Below are 17,392 nucleotides of genomic sequence, written 5' to 3'. Positions count from 1 at the left end.
GCCGTATCGGGCCGTGGGGGAGGTCGCGGTTGGGGGAATTGAATGAATGCACAGCTCAGGAATGCCCGGTTCGGTGAGGGAGCATATGGCAGTCTGCATACAGCGGATGGGGCGAGCATCCTGGAGTTTGACATTCGTGGCCTGCTACGGGCTCTGCATCGTCGCATGGGCGTCATTCTCGGGGTTGTGTTCGGGCTGACCTCACTGGTGCTGGTCGCGGTGTTTCAGGTGACGCCCTTGTATACGGGGCAGGCGCTTGTTCTGATCAGCTCGCAGCGGACACAGGTTGTCGATATGGAGGCCGTTATGTCCGGCCTCTCGACGGATTCCGTCGCAATCGACAGCGAAGTCGAGATATTGAAATCGCGCTCCGTCGCGCGCCGGGTCATCGAAAAGCTCGGGCTGATGTCCGATCCGGAGTTCAACAATGCGCTCACGCCGCCGACGATTTTTGACAGGTTTAACCCCCGCATCTGGCTGAAGGCGCTGACTGGCGGTGGCGTTCAGGCGAGCGAAGAAGAGCAGCGCGAACGTGAGATCAATGCCGTCATCAACAAGCTGGTCGATCGGGAATCCATCCTCCGCCGTCGCCTGACCTTCGTGATCGAGGTCAACGTAAAATCCGAAAGCCCGCAAAAAGCCGCGAAGATCGCCAATGCGATCGCGGAAACCTATGTCCTCGACCAGCTTGAGGCGAAGTTCGACGCGACGAAGCAGGCCAATGAATGGCTGTCGATGCGGCTCAGCGATCTTCGCCAGCAGGTTCAGGAGTCCGAGCGTGCAGTGGAGATCTATCGTTCCGAGCAGGGTCTGGAGGGGACCGACGGCGCGACGATCAACGATCAGCAACTCTCCGAGCTCAATGCGCAACTCATTCTGGCGCGCACCGATTTTGCCGAGAAGCAGGCCAAATATGAGCGTGCACGGCAAATTCTGAATGCGGGCGGAAGCATTGAATCGGTTGTCGACGTGCTTCAGTCGCGGACAATCGCCGATCTGCGCCAGCGTGAAGCGGAGATGGCGCGGCAACAGGCTGATCTTTCATCGAAGTATGGGCCGCGGCACCCCTCGATCGTCAATATTGAAGCACAGCGGCGCGACGTTGAGCGCCAGATCAGCGCCGAAGTGCGGCGCATTGTGGCGAGTATCCAGAACGAGGCAGTCATTTCGCAGTCGCGCGTCACGTCCTTGCAGGCAAGCTTGCGTGAATTGCAGGACAAGGCGGGGCAGAACAATCAGGCATTGATCCGGTTGCGCGAACTTTTGCGCGAAGCGGCTGCGAACAGGGCCGTTTACGAATCCTTCCTCGGCCGTTTCAAGGAGACTTCGCAGCAGACCGATTTTCAGACCTCGGACGCGCGCCTGATCTCATCTGCGACGCCTCCTCTCGGGGCCACCTACCCGAACAAGACGCTGGCGCTCGCTGCGGCGTTTTTTGTGTCCCTGCTGCTTGGCTGCGGGCTGGCGTTGCTGCTGGAGCGGCTCGACAATGGCCTGAAGACGGGTTCCGAGATCGAGCAAGCGCTTGGCATGGCATGTCTTGGCTCTATTCCGGAAACACCGTATGAAACCGACACGAGCGGCAATCGCATTGAGCCACAGCATTATGTGCTGATGAAGCCTCTGTCGGCATTCTCAGAATCGTTGCGCAGCCTGCGCAGCGCCTTGTCGCTCTCGAACGTCGACAATCCGCCGAAGGTCATTCTTTTCACCTCGGCGCTCCCCGATGAAGGCAAGACGACGACGGCGGTGAGTTTTGCTCGCGCCGCGGCGCATGCGGGTATCCCCACTCTGCTGGTCGATTGCGATCTGCGGCATCCGTCAGTGCATAAATTACTGGGCGCATCGGTGCCGAAGGCTGGCGTGGTCGAGTTGCTCGCAAACCATGAAAGCCTTGAACGGGCGCTGAATTTCGATCGTGACTCGGGGCTGTCATGGATCGGAGTTGCTTCAGGCGCAGCCAATCCGCCCGATATATTGGGGTCGGCGCAGATGCGCCTGTTCCTCGCAGAGGCGCGGCAGAAATACAGTCTCGTCCTTCTCGACACGGCGCCGGTTTTGCCTGTCGCGGATTCGCGCGTGCTCTCCAAGCTTGCCGACAAGGTTGTCTTTGTGACGCGCTGGTCGCAGACCCCGGCGGATGCGGCGCAATCGGCGGTGAAGGAACTCAAAGGCTTTGGCGCCGATATGGCCGGCGCCGTGCTGACCGTCGTTGATACGGCGAAACAGGCCAAATATGGCTATGGCGATAACGGGTACTACTATCGCCGCTACGGCAAATATTATGCAAACTGACAAGCGAGTGGGCGGGCAAGCGGTCGCTCTGGCCGCGACCGCCTTCGGCTTGGCGCTGCTCGTCCTGGCGGTGCCTCGCATTATCGCGCATGGCTCGATTGTGCCCGTCACGTTTAACCTCGCCCTCGACAAGGCGGATGCGCTGGCCTCGGTGAGGGAGAGCTACAGACGAGCGCTGCGATGGCAGCCCGCCGATGCGCAGCTGCATCAGGATTTTGCATTGCTGTCGCGGAGTTTGATCAACAATGCCGCCAATACCGATGAGATCGAAGAGGCGGGCGATGCGTTTTACGCGACCGTGATGTCCGGCCCTGCGCGCGGCTTTGCATGGAGCCTGCTGGCGGGATTTGAACAATCTCGCGGGCAGAGCACAGGCCTTTATGCCGACCACTTGCGGTTGTCAGCGTTGCTCAGCCCCTATGAAACTTCGAGCATGGTGCAACGTGCGACCGTGATCGTGTCTGCCTGGGCGGACATGCCGAAAGACCTGCGCGATCTGGCGCGGCGTGACCTGCGTCGCATGTGGCTCACGCAGGGCTCGCCTCGGACCACATTGATTACTCTTTATCTGCAGCTCGATTTTGCCGAGCGCGCGCTGGTTCGTGAGCTTGCTTTCGAAAACTTGGAAGAGCTGAAACATTTCGACAGGCAGCTATTGCGAGCCGTGCGAGGCTGATATCCGGCGGACGTCTTACGCCGTAGTGCGCCACGACTGGCTGACGGCGAGGCCCATGAGATAGGCGTAAAGAACTGAAACGGCCGGTATCTGAAGGCTGAAATCGACCATGGAATGGAGGCCGACCAGAATGGTCGCGGCAACGCCGAGCGTTGCGAACAATCTGTCACGCCGACGCTCCACCATGCCGCGCGCGGTGCGGATGGCGAGCAGAAATATGGACAAGTTGAGCGCGAGCATTGCCGGAAGGCCGAGCTCGAGGGCGTTTTCGAGATAGGAGTTGTGAGCCTTGTCCCACAGAAAATGTGAACTCAGATCGGGGCTGCGATAGGCCGGAAACACGTCCGAAAATGTACCAAAGCCGGTTCCCGTCCATGGCGTCGTGGTGATGGCGCCGAGAACGATTTCGAAAATCTCGAAACGTGCATTCTCCATTGGCAGTGCGTCATTGGCAGCATAGCGAAGGGATAGTGCACCTCCGGCCACAAGAAACGCGACGGACACGATGGCGATGGTGACCCCAAGCATGGCAAGGGCCTGTCCGGTGCGAGGCCCGCGCCAGCTGATCTGACTTGCCGCAACAAACAGCAATCCCGCACCTGTCGCGGCGACACCGGCGCGGGAGGCGCTCAGCAGAAGCGCGATTGCGAGCGAAATGAGCGCAAGCGTCATCCAGCGCGAATGCATGAACATATGCTCGATCAGCATCGCGGCCTTTACGCGTGCAGGCCTCGCAGCCGACAGAATGTGGCGCATTTGCGAAATGAACAGGCCGAAGGCACAGATGAGGCAGAGGCCCGAAAAAGTGGCAAAGGAATTGCGGTTCACAAATGTCGAGGTAAGCGCATCCCTGTAGGCCCATTTTCGGTAGATGGTGATCCACTCATTGCCGCTGACATAAACGACAATCCCGTAAAGCGCATAGGTCGCGCCGATGGCGATGACGGCGCGCAGGGCGAGCATCGCCGCGGCTGGATCGCGCGTGAGTTGAAGGCTGAGCCAGAAGATCGCCGCATAGGCAAGCAGGTTCATCAGGCCGCTTAGGGTCGCGCCGGGATTGACCGAGATGTAGCTGCCGATGTTGTCATGGAGCGCCTCCGAGCCTGTCTGCCATATGGGGTCAGCTAATCCGGTGGGTGCCCATGGCATTGCCTGAATGAAAATCCAGAGGCATACGCCGCCGTAGAGAATCAGCGGCCACAGGATTTTACGCGGCTTGATCGGCAGGCGGCCTGTTCCTGGTATTGCCACGCTCCAGCCAATGAGCAGCAAGCCGGCGAAGGCGGAGAGCAATGCCGCAGGCAGCGGGCGGTTGCTGGCCAGAGGTAAGGGTGCGAGAGCCACGAGAGCGATCAAGGCGCCATGCAACCATTTTTCAGCGGACAGGCGAGAGGGGGCGAGCGAGGTGGCCGATCGAGCGTCTTGCTTGCCGGGATCGGCGCTGGTTACCAGGTCCGGCATATCTCTTCCGCTTCGTTTCTCATGCGCCCTTCCTGTATTTCCATCAGGTCAGGACTATTCATATCCTTACACGGATTGGATTGAACAGCTCTTACATTTTCGAACGCATATCGGGTAGTCTGCCGCACGATCACCCATTCGATCTCTGTTCAAAATCGGAAGCATGCTCCGCGTGAGAATGATTGAGCCGCAGCACAAGATCACCTCGAGCCATAAGGCTTCGAGACGGTTGACCGATATTCCAACCGTGGCGGTCGATGGCGGTGGCGGGCTCCAGTGGCGGTTCTACGATGGGAATCTGGACGCGCTGATAAGTCATATATTGCAAGGGCGGATGTCCGGCGTGGCCGCGACCGTTGCTGTGTGCAATGTGCATATGTTCATGGATGCGCGGCGCGATCGGGGTCTCGCACAGGCGATCGGGTCGACGAGTTTTGCGATATGCGACGGCCAGCCTATAGCGTGGCTCGTGAGTATTCTAAAGGGGCGCAAGGTTCCGCGCATCACCGGTCCGGACCTCTTTGAGCGGATCCTGCTTGACCATCTGGAAACAATGAAAGTGGCTCTTGTGGGCGGCACGGAGCAATTGCTGGAGAAAATCTGCTCCAGATTGGACCCGGTTCATCGACGCAATCTCCTGACCATCGACCCCGGGCAGGTGCCGGCACATGCGACGCCGACTGTGGAAATCATTTCTGCGCTGAATCGCTTCGGGCCGGATATCGTTTTCGTAGGGCTCGGTTGCCCCAAGCAAGAAAAGTGGATGAGTGAAGCAGGGCGGCACGTGAGCAGCACATTTATCGGAGTTGGCGCCGCGTTTCAGTATTTTGCCGGGGATATAAAAAGAGCGCCAGATTTCGCGCGCCGGTCCGGTCTCGAATGGGCCTATCGTTTGATACAGCAGCCACACCTTCTGGCACGCTATGGACGAACGAATATCCCGTTCCTGTTCGTATTGCTCGCCGCCGAATGGGCGCGGCTGATACGGCGAGGCAATACGCGCGGATGACGGCCGCTTCTCCACAAGGCGGTGCCGGATCGAAACCGCGCCTCATCATGATCTGCCATTTGCCACCGCCGATGACCGGCGCGGCAATGGTGAGCCAATATGCGGTCAACTCCTCACGTTTGCGCGAAATGTTCGACTGCGAGGTGATCCCGATTCAGATGGCCAGCAATGTCGGAGAACTCGGCGGCATGCGGCTTTCGAAAGTATGGAACTCGCTTGCGATCCATATTCGGCTGCTTCGCCTTTTAATGTCGCGTCGGGTCGACGCCGTTTACATTACGGTTGCCATCAGCGGATTTGCGCTACTGCGCGACTATATGACGGCTCTCATCTGCAGGGCGTTCGGAATCAGGCCGATCCTCCATATGCATATGAACGGCGTCAGCGCGCGCCATGATAGATCGCGACTCTATCGCGTGCTTTATCGATCGCTTTTCGGCGCTGCCGAGGTCATCCATCTGTCGCCGCTTCTATGCCGAGACGTCGCGTCTCTAGTCAGGCCGGAACGTCTTCATGTCGTCGCTAACGGTGTTCCGGATCCGGGGTCCGCGGCGGACGCGATGGCGCCCTTTCATGAAAACCCGCGACCACCAACCGTGCTGTTTCTATCAAACATGTTGCGAGAGAAAGGCGCGCTCGATCTTCTTGCTGCGAGCAAGTGCCTCCACGACGAGGGGCATGAGCATCGCCTTGTTTTCGTAGGTGCGGAAGCGGACCGGGATGTTGTCGTCGCGATCCGCGAGGCGACACGAACGGATGGCCACAGGGTTGCCTTTACCGGGCCTCTTTATGGGCGCGAGAAGGATATGCTGATGGGGCAGGCCGATATCTTTGCCTTTCCCAGCTACTACGAACATGAATGCCAGCCTCTCTCGATCATTGAAGCGATGGCAAACGGCCTTGCCGTGGTCGCGTCGCGTGCGGGCGGTATACCCGATCTCCTGCGAGACGGCGTTGACGGTCTTTTGTTCGACGAGCGCGATATTGATGGGCTGGTCGATGCGTTGCGGCGTCTTGTGAGCGACGCGCGATTGCGCCAGGCATTGGCACAGGCCGCACGGCGGAGCTACCTCAAGACCTATACGGTCGAGGCTTTTGAAGAGCGCTTCGTCGATACAATCGCGCAAATCGTAAAAGCGAGCGAGCAGGCATGACGCAAACGGAGCGAGGCAAGGCGGGGAAGGCCCATGTCGTGATGTTTGCCTATTGCGACATCACAAAAGACGAGGGCGGCATATACACGAATGATAACTACTCGGACTTCGTGAACGAACTATCGGGCTTCGTCGGGCGCATGACCTTTGTCGGGGCGAAGGCGCATACGAAAAATCCCGTGCACTACAAGGATGGGAAGAGCCTCTATCGTCGGCCGTTGCGTCACGAAAACCTGACGGTCAGGCTGGTGGGGGAATCCGGCGGAAGCCCCCGGCTCTGGCCAACGCTCAAACGCGTGGCGGCCAAGATGAGGGCGCTCTGGGCGGTGATTAGCGACGCAGACATCGTGTATCTCACCGTGCCGCATGTCAGCGGTCTTATTGCTGCTGTCCTCTGCCTGATCCGCGGCAAGCCATATGGGTTTTATGTCGGTGCCGATTGGGTGGAACTCATGGACCATTCGGAACGAAGTGGCGAATGGCGGCATGGCTTCAATTCATTGCGGCGGTGGTTATCGTTACTCGGCGATCGCGTGCTGTCGCGCCATGCAGATTTCATCATCACCGCAGGCGACAAATCGCTGAACAAGTATAAGGCGCTCAATGCGAATACCCATGCGGTTGTTCCGATGGTCAACGTCGCACCGCAGGAATTCCGCTTCGGCAGGCAGGAAATGCGACGCGATCAATATCGTTTGATTTTCGTCGGTGCGCTGATTGCGCGGAAAAACGTCCACAAAATTCTGGAAGCGGTGGCAGAGCTTGATCGACGCCGACCCGGCGGCGTCATTTGTCACTTCGCCGGGCATGGCCCGTCCGATTATACGGAGCGGCTTGAAGGGCTCGTCGACGATCTCGGCATAGCGCATGCCGTCATCTTTCATGGGCGCGTGACCGACAAAAAAATTCTTCAGGATCTCTATCACGACGCCGATGTTCTTCTTCTGCCTTCCGCTGCTGAAGGCTTTCCGCGAGTGATTTACGAAGCCCTGTCGCAAGGCTGTCTGGTTGTCGCGAGCGGCATCGAGACGATTACGGCCATGCTGAAACCAGATACGGATTTCATGGCGATCGATGCGGAGCGCGCTTTCAGTATGGTTGAAGCGGTGGAGCGGCTTTATGGCGATCCGAAGCTCGTTGAGCGCATGAGAGTTCGAAACGAGGATTTCGTCCGCGACAGAATTGTCAGATCTACTGCAGCCAGGCAGTTCGTCTCTGTTGTCGAGACGACACCGTCATTGTGGAGCAATTAAGTGTGACCGAGGCGATTGCCGGGTTATTGCGCCTCGACATATAATGACGATGGCGGAACAAATTATGGGTGCGCTGCTGGCAGATGCCCCGATGAAGTTGTTGATGGGGCGATGGCAAACGAATTGTCTGTGGCAGAATATGCGCCGGAGCGACGGCAGAAGATCGCGGACTATGTCATCTGGACATTCTTCATCCTGTTTTCGCTCAAGACGATTACCATCGCGGACAAGACAACGCCGATCAGGCTCGTCGTCTATGCATTGCCGCTATTCGCCTTTGTTTACGCCGCTTGGAAGCCCGGCAAGATCTATCTAAACAAGGACGTTGTTGTCGCGCTCGTACTGATGACCTCCGCCTGCGTGCTTTCGGTCATTTTCTCAGGCAGGCTCACGAGTACTTATGCCGAGTTTCTGTTTCTGATCGCCGCACCGCTTTGTTTCGTCGTCAGCTACAAGATCGATAATGAATCGATGAAGCTGCTTGCCGGTGCAGTCGTTGCGCTTTGGGTCCAGTCGCTCATATTCACGCCGAAAGGTTCAGGGCTGGGGTTCAGTCTTCTTGAAACGTCGGGGATGGCGACGGAATCGACCTACTGCTTCCCGCTGGCGGTCATCACCCTCTACTTCCTGCTGAGCAAACAGTATCGCTGGGGGTTGGTCATGGCCTTCGTCACGATCCTTGCCTTCAAGCGCTCGGCCATATTGGGAATTTTTCTCGCTCTGGGCGCCTATATGATCGTGAGCCGGTTCAATCTTGGGCGCTCAAGGCAGACCGCCCTCTGGATCTCGTTTTCGGTATTCATTGTGGGCGGCATCATGGCTTTGTCACTCGTCACATTATTCGAGGCTGTCGAATATACCGGTTCGATAAATGCGCTCACGGCCGGGCGTTACAACGTCAACAAATTGCTGCTGATGTTGTTCGAGCAGAGTCCGGCCATCAACTTTCTGTTCGGACATGGCTGGGGTTATACGACGGATACAATCGCTTCACTTACGCGATGGGGGCAGCCGCATAATGATTTTTTCCGGGTCATGCTTGATCAGGGCGTCATCGGGTTCAGCCTGATTATGGCCGGTTGGGTTCTGGTGTTGCGTTCGGGCGTCTACACCGTGCCGCTGGCCGTTTTGATGGCGACGTTCCTGCCGTTCGACAACACGCTCATATATTTGCATAGCAGCCTGATATTCGTTTTTGTCGCGAACGCGCTGCGACAGCTCGACGAACAGGCCGGGACTCGCGTTTCATCGTCGCCATTCGTGGTCGAGGATCGCAATGCTGTTGCCGCAGGGAGTCGATAGATATGGCGGATGATCTGACCGGATCTGGCCTGCGGCCGACTTCAGCAAACAGACCGGGCAGCCTATGGCGCCTTATCCGCAGCGATATTCATGCGAACAGGCGGAATTGGAAGGGTGTGTTTCTTCTCGTTCTCTATCGCTTCGCGCATGCTGTCGTCGACGCGCCAGCATATTTAAAGCCGTTCGGCTGGTTTTACATCGCTTTCTACAAGTTGCTGACGGAGCTTCTCATCTGCACCGAGATCCATTGGCGATGTGAGATCGGTGAAGGCGCGCGCGTCTATCACGGCTACGGCCTTGTCGTTCATAGCGACGCGAAGATTGGCGCACGGGTCGTTTTGCGTCATGGTGTGACCATCGGTGTCAAGGTGACAAATGGCGAGGCTCTGGCGCCGAGCATTGGCGACGACGTCGATATTGGCGCGGGAGCCATTATCCTTGGCGGTATTCGGGTGGGCGACGGCGCGGTGATAGGGGCGGGCGCCGTCGTGACGAAGGACGTTCCGCCGCGAGTGGTGGTTGCAGGCAATCCCGCTCGAGTGATCCGGACAGTTTCATGACGTCGCAAATCGTTTTTCTGACACGCTTTGTCCCACACTATCGCGTTCCGCTATTGCGTCGGCTGCATGCCGAGTTAGGCTGGATTGTAGCGACCTCGGCGGAGGAGGGTGCGCAGGGGCTGAAGCTCGCGACAGAGGATGAGCCGTTCATCCGGAGATTTCCCTTTCGATTCCCGCGACCAGGCGACCCTTTCACGACGATCGTGCCGGTCGGCCAGATTTTGAAGGAGACCGGGGCGAGCGCCATCGTCTCGGAATTCGGACTGCGCATGAGTTCGACTTATGGGCTGCTCGCTCGTCGCCGACTTGGCGGCGTGCCGGTCATGTTCTGGACACATGGCTTTAACTCGTCGCGTGGCGAGACTTCGATGAAGGATAAAGCGCTTCAGGGAGCGGCGCGGCTTCTGCTGCGTCAGGCTGATGGCTGCGTCTGCTATTCCGAGCCGGGCCTTGAGCGCCTCGCGCAAGTCATGCCTCGCGACAGGCTGTTTGTCGCGCATAACACAATGGACCTTGCGCCATTGCAGGCGTCTGCCGCTCGTCTGGGCAGGCTGGAGGTTCCCGGCGGTCCGCATCTTCTGAGCGTTGGGCGAATGCTGGCCGACAAGGATTTTCCTTTGCTCATACGCGCCTTTCGGCGTTTTCGTGCGCAATGTGCGCCGGACGCCACGCTCACGCTGGTCGGCGACGGGCCTGACATGCCCGCGGTGCGCGCGGCTGCGGGCGACGGCGTGGGCATCAGGCTTCTCGGTTCGATCTATGACGAAGAAATTCTGGCGCGGGAATTCATGTCCGCCGATCTGTTTGTGTATGCGGGGGCCGTCGGCCTTGCCGCCAATCACGCGCTGGCTTTCGGTCTGCCGGTGATGATTTTTGAGCAGACGCCGCAGGGGCCCCTGCATTCACCTGAGGATGTCTATGTTGTCCCCGGCGTGAGCGGCGTGCGGGTGAAGCCCTATACGCAGGAAGGGCTAGTGGCGGCGATGGCGGAATTTTTCACCCGCCACCCGAACCCTCGGGCGGCATTCGGTGCGAAGATCGCCGAGTTTGTCGAAGAAAATTTGAGCCTCGACCGGATGGTTCGTGATTTCAGCGCGGTGACGACGTTTCTGAACGGGCGCGTTTGATTCAACGTGCTGCGAGTTCGGCGACAAATGCGCGGAGCGATCGATCAATGTCGCCCGCGTCATCATTTTCGATTTCGACGATGCGACCGCCGCGTTGGCGCAGGACTTCCGTTCCGATCTCGACGATCCTGCCCATGCGCACGAAAGCTTTCTCGCGACCATCCGCCGTCAGCATCCTCATGCGATATGGGTATCCGCGTTTTTCAAGGCGTGCCTTCGCAATGTCGAGCGATGAGGTGGTTGTGACCACTACAGCGTCGGGAAGCGGCATGGTTGAAAAATATGCCCTGGCGTTGCGTTCGAGATGGTCTAGAGGATCGGTATGGTATCCGTAGAGCGAAATGGCGCGCTGGCTGAAACCTTCGTCGCGCAAGAGGAATTTAAGGTAGCCGGGATTGTCGAGCGCCATTTGATGGGACCAGATTATTTCCATCATCATGCCGAGCAGATAGATGTCGCCATTGCGGATCGGAGAGATGCGACTGCCTTCCGCCTCGAAAATTGCTTCTGAGAAATCACGATGCAGCGTGGAGAACTTCTGGAAGGCATCGAACTTCCGCCCGGCGAGTGTGCTGGGTGGCTGCCGTAGCAATGGGAAAATGTACTTTCGCGGTATCAGTGCGAGAAGGCGCGCACGCAATGCCGAGTGTTCCGAGCGTAGCGAGACGGCGAAAGCGCGTGCCTCCACCGAGTTGAACGGAAGTTTCAGCGCCGCGAGTTCGCGTGACAATCGGCGGTAGACATGGGTCTTGCCGGTGCCGGGGAGTCCGAGAAATTCTATATAGGCTGGCATCGTCGACGTCCGGGCGATCATTGCGACCGGAGACGGTCTGCGGCGGCGCGCATGGCAGCCGCGAAGACATCGGCAAGAGGTTTGGCCGGATCGATATCGACAACCCGTGTTGACTGCGAAAATTCGAAATCAATGACGCCCGATTGCTTGCGGGCTATCCACTCTTCCGTCATTTCCGGACGGCGCGCTGCCATGATTGCGGGATCGCCAATCAATCGAATTGCCAGATCGGGAGGACAGGTGATGGCGCGCTCGTAGCTCGCATGCTCCCATCTCACGAGTGCTTTCATGAACGTCGATTTGAATTTTTCTTGCGGCAGAAGCGGTCCGTCATTGTATCCGCGGATTTTCGTTTGCGGGTAGCGGTCGCATATGACGATCATTCCCCGCTTCTTTGCCCGCGCCGCATGTCCCAGCCTGATCCGTTTTTCGAGTGCGAGCGAGAGGCACCAGAGGGTGTTGAATGTCGTCCCAGCAATACCTCTCCGTTTGTCGACCTTCGGCGTGGAAGCTGAGGGAGTGACATCGGGAATTCCGTCTCGGCGCAAGGCTTGTTTGAGCTTCAGGAGCGGCCAGCGGAGCAGGCTGACATCGCCGATGCCGGAGCCCATATAGAGAGGCCACACGTCGAATTTCTTGGCGAGCTCCTGCGACAGGAGCTTGTGCAATGTCGACTTTCCGCTGCCATCCGCCCCCAGAATCGCGATTATGATGCCGGTGTCGGGAAAAGTACGACGCAGGGGGAAGCGCCTGATGCCGAGCTTGCGTGCGATGCGGGTGGCCAGTGTGCCAAGGCCCCGCGACCAATTCTCGGCTAGCGCCCGAAACGGCCCGAAGCGCCGATGGTGGCGGAGGGCGGGCTTGGCAACGGCGCGGAAGGCGCGAATGTCGGGGATGTTCCACCCTTTTTTTAGCAATGCATGCAAAGACGCCGAGGCGGCCTTGCCGATATGCTCTCGTGCGAGTTTCAGAACGTCGTCAGGATTGACGCGCTCTCTCAGCCAGGCGAGTTCCCCGGCGGACTTGGCCGCGTCTTTCATCGGATGGCCGAGGCTCCCGAGCACTTGCGCCGAGGGCTTCAGCTTGATCGCCTCTCGAATGACGAGGAGCAGATATTCCCATGCCGGGGCCGCCCGACAGATGTGGTTCGTCTGATCCAGAATGCGCGTCGACAGGAGTTCTGCCTCCCATGGCAGCCTGTAGGTCTTCACGCTCGTTTCGCCCAACACGAGCTGATAATGCGCCTGCAGATGGACAAGTTTTCCCGTTGTCGGATCGATGCCGATGAAATCCTCCACGCCAGGATAGCGGCGGAGCCAGATCGCCCGACTCTTGAGGAACCCCATGCGTGCGAGCAAAGCCTCCACGCGCTGGATATCTTTTTCGTCGAAGAGCACGTCTAGATCCGTGTCGCCCCGGACAGCGACATCAAGGCTTTCGTTGCTTTTCCAGTGGCAATAGGAAATTCCGGCCTCGTCCATACGCTCGGCAAAGTCGCGCACGATAGCCAGTCTCGGGTCAGTATCGGCAGTGTGCGTATGGGCGAGATTCAAGGGCGGATTGTCCTTCGGAAGCATGACGATTTATCTGGAGGCGATCGTCAGGACTGTAACTTCGGGATTGAGCTGGAGCAATAATTGTCGGCGTTTATATGTTCTTTCGGACCTTTATCATCTGGGCGAATTGTTCTGTGCCGGGCATAATTCAAAATCGATTGTCGTTTGAGGTTGTCTGTATGCAGTTGTTGCGATCATTCCGGATGATCCGTCGGGATGTCCGGAAGGATGTTGGAGGAGCGCTTCTGCGTCATCTCCTGTTTCAGGTCAGGAAGACTTTGGGCAGGCGTTTTCCGATGACCGTGAAGATATCGAAATCGATTTTGTCCGACGACAGCTTCACGGGCACCGTTGCCGTGATCAACAGTCATCGCGATGAATATGAATATAACAATATAGGTTTTCTGACGTCGTACTTCTCCTCTGAAGGCGGAGTGTTTTTCGACATAGGGGCCAATATTGGATCATATGCGCTGGTGCAGGCGGAAAATCCGAGTGTAAGGGTCGTCGCTTTCGAACCAATGGCGCGCACATTCCAGAAGTTGAGCAATAATATCAGGCGCAATGCACGCGAGAACATCATTGCGCTCAACTGCGCAATATCCGATCGCAATGGCACTATTAGCATGACCGACAATAAGGAGAGTGCCGTCAATCATGTCGTCAGCTCAGATGATGCCGGGTCCGGCGCCGTGGAGGTGGCTTGTCGGACTTTGGCGAGCGTTTGCAACGAGATCGGCCTCGTTCCCGATATTGTAAAAATGGATATTGAAGGGCATGAAATATCGGCCCTTGATGGATTTGGGAATGTCACTGCACACATCGCCGCCATTATTGTCGAGCGTGGAGAACGGCCCGAAATTCGGGAATTTTTCGATGATGCAGGATTTATCGGGCCGGTCTATTTCCATCGGGAGGAAGGCGTCATCAATTCGAGCCCGCCGATCCGTAAAACGGATTCGCTGTTTTTGAACCGGGCAAGGCTCGACGACACGGGACGTCGGCTCGGATTTGAAATTCGGGATATCGGCTAACCCGTATATGGATATTTGTGAACGCGACCCGCGCGAAATCTTGTGGCATATAGGCGCCGAGACGGAACCGTGTAGAGACGATTGAAAGAGGGGCGGCTTGGCGGTAAAGGCCGGACGCATTGTCGGCGGGTTTGCGTGGGTAATGACGGGCGAGGGGCTGAAGACGGCGCTTCAGCTCGTTTTGCTTTTCGTTCTCGCGCGCCTATTGACGCCGCATGATTTTGGCGTTCTCGCCTTGCTGATGATCCCGACAGGCTTCATCGAAATTTTTGCCAATATGGGCACGAGGCAGGCCCTTATTCAGAGGCCGGTGATTACGTCGGATCATCTGAGCACGAGTTTCTATCTCAATGTCGCAAGCGGATTTCTGATCTGGGGTCTTCTCGTCGCGGCGAGCGGGCCTATCGCCGTGTTTTTTCGCGCGCCGGAAGTCGAGGCGTTGCTGCCGGTGATGGGGGTTATCTTTCCGATCAAGGCGCTCAGTCTCACGTCGCAGGCCGTGCTTTACCGCAATCTCGGTTTCCGCAAGCTGACGATGATTGACCTTCTTGGCTTTACCGTCGGCAATTTCAGTGTCGCGCTGCTCATGGCCTGGCTCGGATATGGCGTATGGGCGCTGGTGTTTGCGCTGGTAGCGCAGACGACGATCAGCACCGTGGCGCAGATCGCCCACGTGCGGCATCCGCTGTGTCTGAGAATTTCTCCGGCGGCGGCCAAAGAGCTGCTGTCATATGGCGGCTGGATTTCGGTCGGGCAAATTGCCAATTTTCTCGGGAACAAGGGCGATAATCTCATCGTTGGCCGCTATTTCGATGCTGCCGCGCTCGGTATCTACACGCGCGCTTTTGGCATTGCGATGCTGCCGCTCAATCTCGTCGGTAGCTCGATCAATACGGTGCTTTTCCCGGCCATGGCGGAGGCTCAGCACGACAGCGACCAACTGCGACAGATATTCAGCCGGGCCATCGCAGCCGTTGGCATGGTGGTCCTGCCTGCATCGGTTGTTGCGGCTGTGCTTGCCAATGAACTGGTACTCGTTGTGCTCGGCGCCCAATGGCAAGAGGTTGTGCTGCCGTTTCAGATATTGATTGCCATCACCTATTTCCGCACGAGCTACAAGATCGATGAGTGTCTTTCAAAAGCTGTCGGCAAGGTTCGGCTTAATGCCGGACAGCACATCCTCTATGGAGCGATGGTCATTGCCCTTTCCTTTGCCGGCAAACCTTGGGGTATTGCAGGCGTTGCGGGCGGCGTGGTGACGGCCATTTTGTTGAACTTCGTCTATCGGCGGATATCGAGTCTGCGGCTTCTCGATTTGGGCTGGCGCGATATCGTGCACGAATATCTTCCGGCGATCGTTCTTGCGATACCGCTTGGCGCAGCAGCGGGGATAGCTCGCCATCTCGGCGTCGAACTGGAATGGCCGGCATGGGGAACGTTGTTGCTGGCCGCAGCCGTTATGCCGCCCGTTTTCGGCGCGGCATTTCTTGGCATGCGGCGGCTTGGGCTTGCCGATGACCTGATCTGGTTTTATGCGCGCATCCGTGGACGCATGAAGCCGCGGGCTGCTTGAGGAAGGGCGTCTTTAGCGCCTATCTGCCGATGCTGGTGTAGGTCAGGCCGTGGCGTGAAACATCGGCAGGATCGTAGATGTTGCGCAGATCGATCATGATCGGCGTTTTCATCGTCTGCGCCGCGCGCTTCAGGTCCAGTGCCCGATAGGCGTTCCACTCGGTAACGATGACGACAGCATCGGCACTTTCCATGGCCTCGTAAGGACCGTCGCAATAGACGACAGCTTGCGGAAGCATGTGTCGTGCTTCCTTCATGCCTTGCGGATCATGCGCGCGGACAATCGCGCCTTTTTCAATAAGCCCCGGCACGATATCGAGCGAGGGCGCGTCACGCATATCGTCCGTCTCCGGTTTGAACGTCAGGCCGAGAACGGCGACCGTTTTGCCCGCGACCGAACCTCCGCAAGCAGCCACGATCTTGTCGACCATTTGCAGTTTGCGTCGCGTGTTGACCTCGACGACCGTTTCGACGATGCGCACAGGCGCGCCGAACTGCTGCGCAGTGCGCACCAACGCGACAGTATCTTTCGGAAAGCATGAGCCGCCATAACCGGGCCCTGCATGTAGAAACTTCTTGCCGATGCGGCCATCAAGGCCGATGCCGCGCGCTACGTCCTGCACATTCGCGCCGGCCTTTTCGCAGAGATCGGCTATTTCGTTGATGAAGGTAATCTTGGTCGCGAGGAAAGCATTGGCGGCATATTTGATGAGTTCGGACGTACGGCGGCTGGTGAAGAGGATCGGCGTTTCGTTGAGGAAAAGCGGGCGGTATATGGCCCTCATAACGTCGCGGGCGCGTTCGTCCTCGGCGCCGACGACGACGCGATCGGGGCGTTTGAAGTCGTCGATTGCCGCGCCCTCGCGAAGGAATTCCGGGTTCGAGGCGACGGAAAAATCTGCGTCAGGGCGGACGCGCCTGATAATGGCCTCGACCTCGTCGGCGGTGCCGACGGGCACGGTCGATTTGGTCACGACGACGGTGTAGCCGGTCATCGCTTTCGCGATCTCTTCGGCGGCAGCGTAAACGTAGGAAAGATCGGCATGGCCGTCTCCGCGCCGGGTTGGCGTGCCGACAGCGATGAAAACAGCTTCGGCGCCTTTTACCGCTTCTGCGAGATCGGTGGTGAAGGAGAGGCGCCCGGCAAAGCGATTGCCGTTCACCAGGACGTCGAGGCCGGGCTCGTATATGGGGATCTCACCGCGATTCAGCGCTTCGATCTTCGAGGCGACGGTATCGACGCAAGTGACCTCGTGTCCAAAGTCGGCAAAGCAAGCTCCCGATACCAGGCCCACATAGCCTGCACCGATCATCGTTACCTTCATAGCGGGATCCTGTTTACTTCAAAGTTACAAGGCGTGAGCATAGACAACGGCATGCAAGGCATCAGACAGGGCGTCACAGTGCGGGTGGCGTGGCGCTGATGTCTTGGCGGCAATTCTCATGGGCGAATGTAGAGAATGGCGCTATCATTTGCATAAAGTTTATCGGCCCGTCATTGGATTTGGTGAAGACGCCTGGAGACTATTTATTCTGGCCTGTCCGGCGTCAATATATTCGACCCTGGATTGGACAAGACGGTCGGTTGGAGAAAGTGTGA

13 protein-coding genes and 1 pseudogene are annotated in these 17,392 nt (G+C 57.9%); 10 read left to right on the top strand and 4 right to left on the bottom strand.

The genetic code is table 11. The features are described 5' to 3' along the window. The first annotated feature begins 42 nt into the window (after nt 1–42). Nucleotides 43–2,295, top strand: coding sequence for a polysaccharide biosynthesis tyrosine autokinase (locus tag WA943_RS03265; protein WP_424468406.1), 2,253 nt, complete (start codon nt 43–45; stop codon nt 2,293–2,295). Next, entirely contained in the window at nt 2,285–2,971 is a 687-nt protein-coding gene (locus tag WA943_RS03260) for a hypothetical protein (protein ID WP_424468405.1), read from the top strand. The genes WA943_RS03265 and WA943_RS03260 overlap by 11 nt, the downstream gene beginning before the upstream one ends. A 15-nt stretch (nt 2,972–2,986) precedes the next feature. Here the strand turns inward: WA943_RS03260 and WA943_RS03255 are convergent, their stop codons facing one another. After that, nucleotides 2,987–4,432 carry an O-antigen ligase family protein gene (locus tag WA943_RS03255; protein ID WP_424468404.1) on the bottom strand — a complete coding sequence of 482 codons (1,446 nt, stop codon included), beginning with the start codon at nt 4,430–4,432 and terminating at the stop codon, nt 2,987–2,989. A gap of 178 nt (nt 4,433–4,610) precedes the next feature. Here WA943_RS03255 and WA943_RS03250 point away from each other — a divergent pair, with 178 nt between their 5' ends. The 6 genes and pseudogenes from WA943_RS03250 to WA943_RS03225 all read left to right on the top strand — a co-directional run bounded on the left by WA943_RS03250 (nt 4,611) and on the right by WA943_RS03225 (nt 10,837). Next, nucleotides 4,611–5,441: a WecB/TagA/CpsF family glycosyltransferase gene (locus WA943_RS03250; RefSeq protein WP_424468403.1), complete on the top strand. Its 831-nt coding sequence runs from the start codon at nt 4,611–4,613 to the stop codon at nt 5,439–5,441. Then, nucleotides 5,438–6,595, top strand: coding sequence for a glycosyltransferase family 4 protein (locus tag WA943_RS03245; protein WP_424468402.1), 1,158 nt, complete (start codon nt 5,438–5,440; stop codon nt 6,593–6,595). The genes WA943_RS03250 and WA943_RS03245 overlap by 4 nt, the downstream gene beginning before the upstream one ends. After that, on the top strand, nt 6,592–7,848 hold the full coding sequence (locus tag WA943_RS03240; protein ID WP_424468401.1) for a glycosyltransferase family 4 protein: 1,257 nt from the start codon (nt 6,592–6,594) through the stop codon (nt 7,846–7,848). Before WA943_RS03245 ends, WA943_RS03240 begins: the two co-directional genes overlap by 4 nt. 111 nt (nt 7,849–7,959) lie before the next feature. After that, nucleotides 7,960–9,150 carry an O-antigen ligase family protein gene (locus WA943_RS03235; protein ID WP_424468400.1) on the top strand — a complete coding sequence of 397 codons (1,191 nt, stop codon included), beginning with the start codon at nt 7,960–7,962 and terminating at the stop codon, nt 9,148–9,150. Between the two features lie 398 nt (nt 9,151–9,548). Beyond that, a pseudogene (locus WA943_RS03230) lies at nt 9,549–9,698 on the top strand (DapH/DapD/GlmU-related protein); the annotation flags it as partial. Nucleotides 9,699–9,706: 8 nt separating this feature from the next. Further along, entirely contained in the window at nt 9,707–10,837 is a 1,131-nt protein-coding gene (locus WA943_RS03225) for a glycosyltransferase family 4 protein (protein ID WP_424468399.1), read from the top strand. A gap of 1 nt (nt 10,838) precedes the next feature. Here the strand turns inward: WA943_RS03225 and WA943_RS03220 are convergent, their stop codons facing one another. Both WA943_RS03220 and WA943_RS03215 read right to left on the bottom strand, forming a co-directional pair. Next, entirely contained in the window at nt 10,839–11,630 is a 792-nt protein-coding gene (locus tag WA943_RS03220) for a hypothetical protein (protein WP_424468398.1), read from the bottom strand. Nucleotides 11,631–11,647: 17 nt separating this feature from the next. Beyond that, the gene (locus tag WA943_RS03215) at nt 11,648–13,183 is read right to left on the bottom strand and encodes a hypothetical protein (protein ID WP_424468397.1); all 1,536 of its coding nucleotides are present in this window, start codon (nt 13,181–13,183) and stop codon (nt 11,648–11,650) included. A 299-nt stretch (nt 13,184–13,482) separates the two neighbouring features. Here WA943_RS03215 and WA943_RS03210 point away from each other — a divergent pair, with 299 nt between their 5' ends. Together WA943_RS03210 and WA943_RS03205 are read left to right on the top strand one after the other, a co-directional pair. Continuing rightward, on the top strand, nt 13,483–14,220 hold the full coding sequence (locus tag WA943_RS03210) for an FkbM family methyltransferase (RefSeq protein ID WP_424468396.1): 738 nt from the start codon (nt 13,483–13,485) through the stop codon (nt 14,218–14,220). Nucleotides 14,221–14,317: 97 nt separating this feature from the next. Beyond that, complete coding sequence (locus WA943_RS03205) at nt 14,318–15,793, top strand: lipopolysaccharide biosynthesis protein (protein WP_424468395.1); 1,476 nt, start codon at nt 14,318–14,320, stop codon at nt 15,791–15,793. A gap of 19 nt (nt 15,794–15,812) precedes the next feature. Here the strand turns inward: WA943_RS03205 and WA943_RS03200 are convergent, their stop codons facing one another. Next, nucleotides 15,813–17,117, bottom strand: a complete 1,305-nt coding sequence (locus tag WA943_RS03200) for a UDP-glucose dehydrogenase family protein (protein ID WP_424468394.1) — start codon at nt 17,115–17,117, stop codon at nt 15,813–15,815. Nucleotides 17,118–17,392 lie beyond the last annotated feature (275 nt).

The sequence above is a fragment of the Parvibaculum sp. genome (assembly GCF_049651025.1).
Taxonomy (GTDB): domain Bacteria; phylum Pseudomonadota; class Alphaproteobacteria; order Parvibaculales; family Parvibaculaceae; genus Parvibaculum.
Note: the sequence above shows the minus strand (reverse complement) of the source record. Positions and strands in the feature narration are given on the sequence as shown.

Bases quoted from the DNA above. Each gene is read 5' to 3' on its own strand.
- WA943_RS03265 (WP_424468406.1), top strand. From the start codon at position 43: ATGAATGCACAGCTCAGGAATGCCCGGTTCGGTGAGGGAGCATATGGC.
- WA943_RS03260 (WP_424468405.1), top strand. From the start codon at position 2,285: ATGCAAACTGACAAGCGAGTGGGCGGGCAAGCGGTCGCTCTGGCCGCG.
- WA943_RS03255 (WP_424468404.1), bottom strand. From the start codon at position 4,432: ATGCCGGACCTGGTAACCAGCGCCGATCCCGGCAAGCAAGACGCTCGA.
- WA943_RS03250 (WP_424468403.1), top strand. From the start codon at position 4,611: ATGATTGAGCCGCAGCACAAGATCACCTCGAGCCATAAGGCTTCGAGA.
- WA943_RS03245 (WP_424468402.1), top strand. From the start codon at position 5,438: ATGACGGCCGCTTCTCCACAAGGCGGTGCCGGATCGAAACCGCGCCTC.
- WA943_RS03240 (WP_424468401.1), top strand. From the start codon at position 6,592: ATGACGCAAACGGAGCGAGGCAAGGCGGGGAAGGCCCATGTCGTGATG.
- WA943_RS03235 (WP_424468400.1), top strand. From the start codon at position 7,960: ATGGCAAACGAATTGTCTGTGGCAGAATATGCGCCGGAGCGACGGCAG.
- WA943_RS03225 (WP_424468399.1), top strand. From the start codon at position 9,707: ATGACGTCGCAAATCGTTTTTCTGACACGCTTTGTCCCACACTATCGC.
- WA943_RS03220 (WP_424468398.1), bottom strand. From the start codon at position 11,630: ATGCCAGCCTATATAGAATTTCTCGGACTCCCCGGCACCGGCAAGACC.
- WA943_RS03210 (WP_424468396.1), top strand. From the start codon at position 13,483: ATGACCGTGAAGATATCGAAATCGATTTTGTCCGACGACAGCTTCACG.
- WA943_RS03200 (WP_424468394.1), bottom strand. From the start codon at position 17,117: ATGAAGGTAACGATGATCGGTGCAGGCTATGTGGGCCTGGTATCGGGA.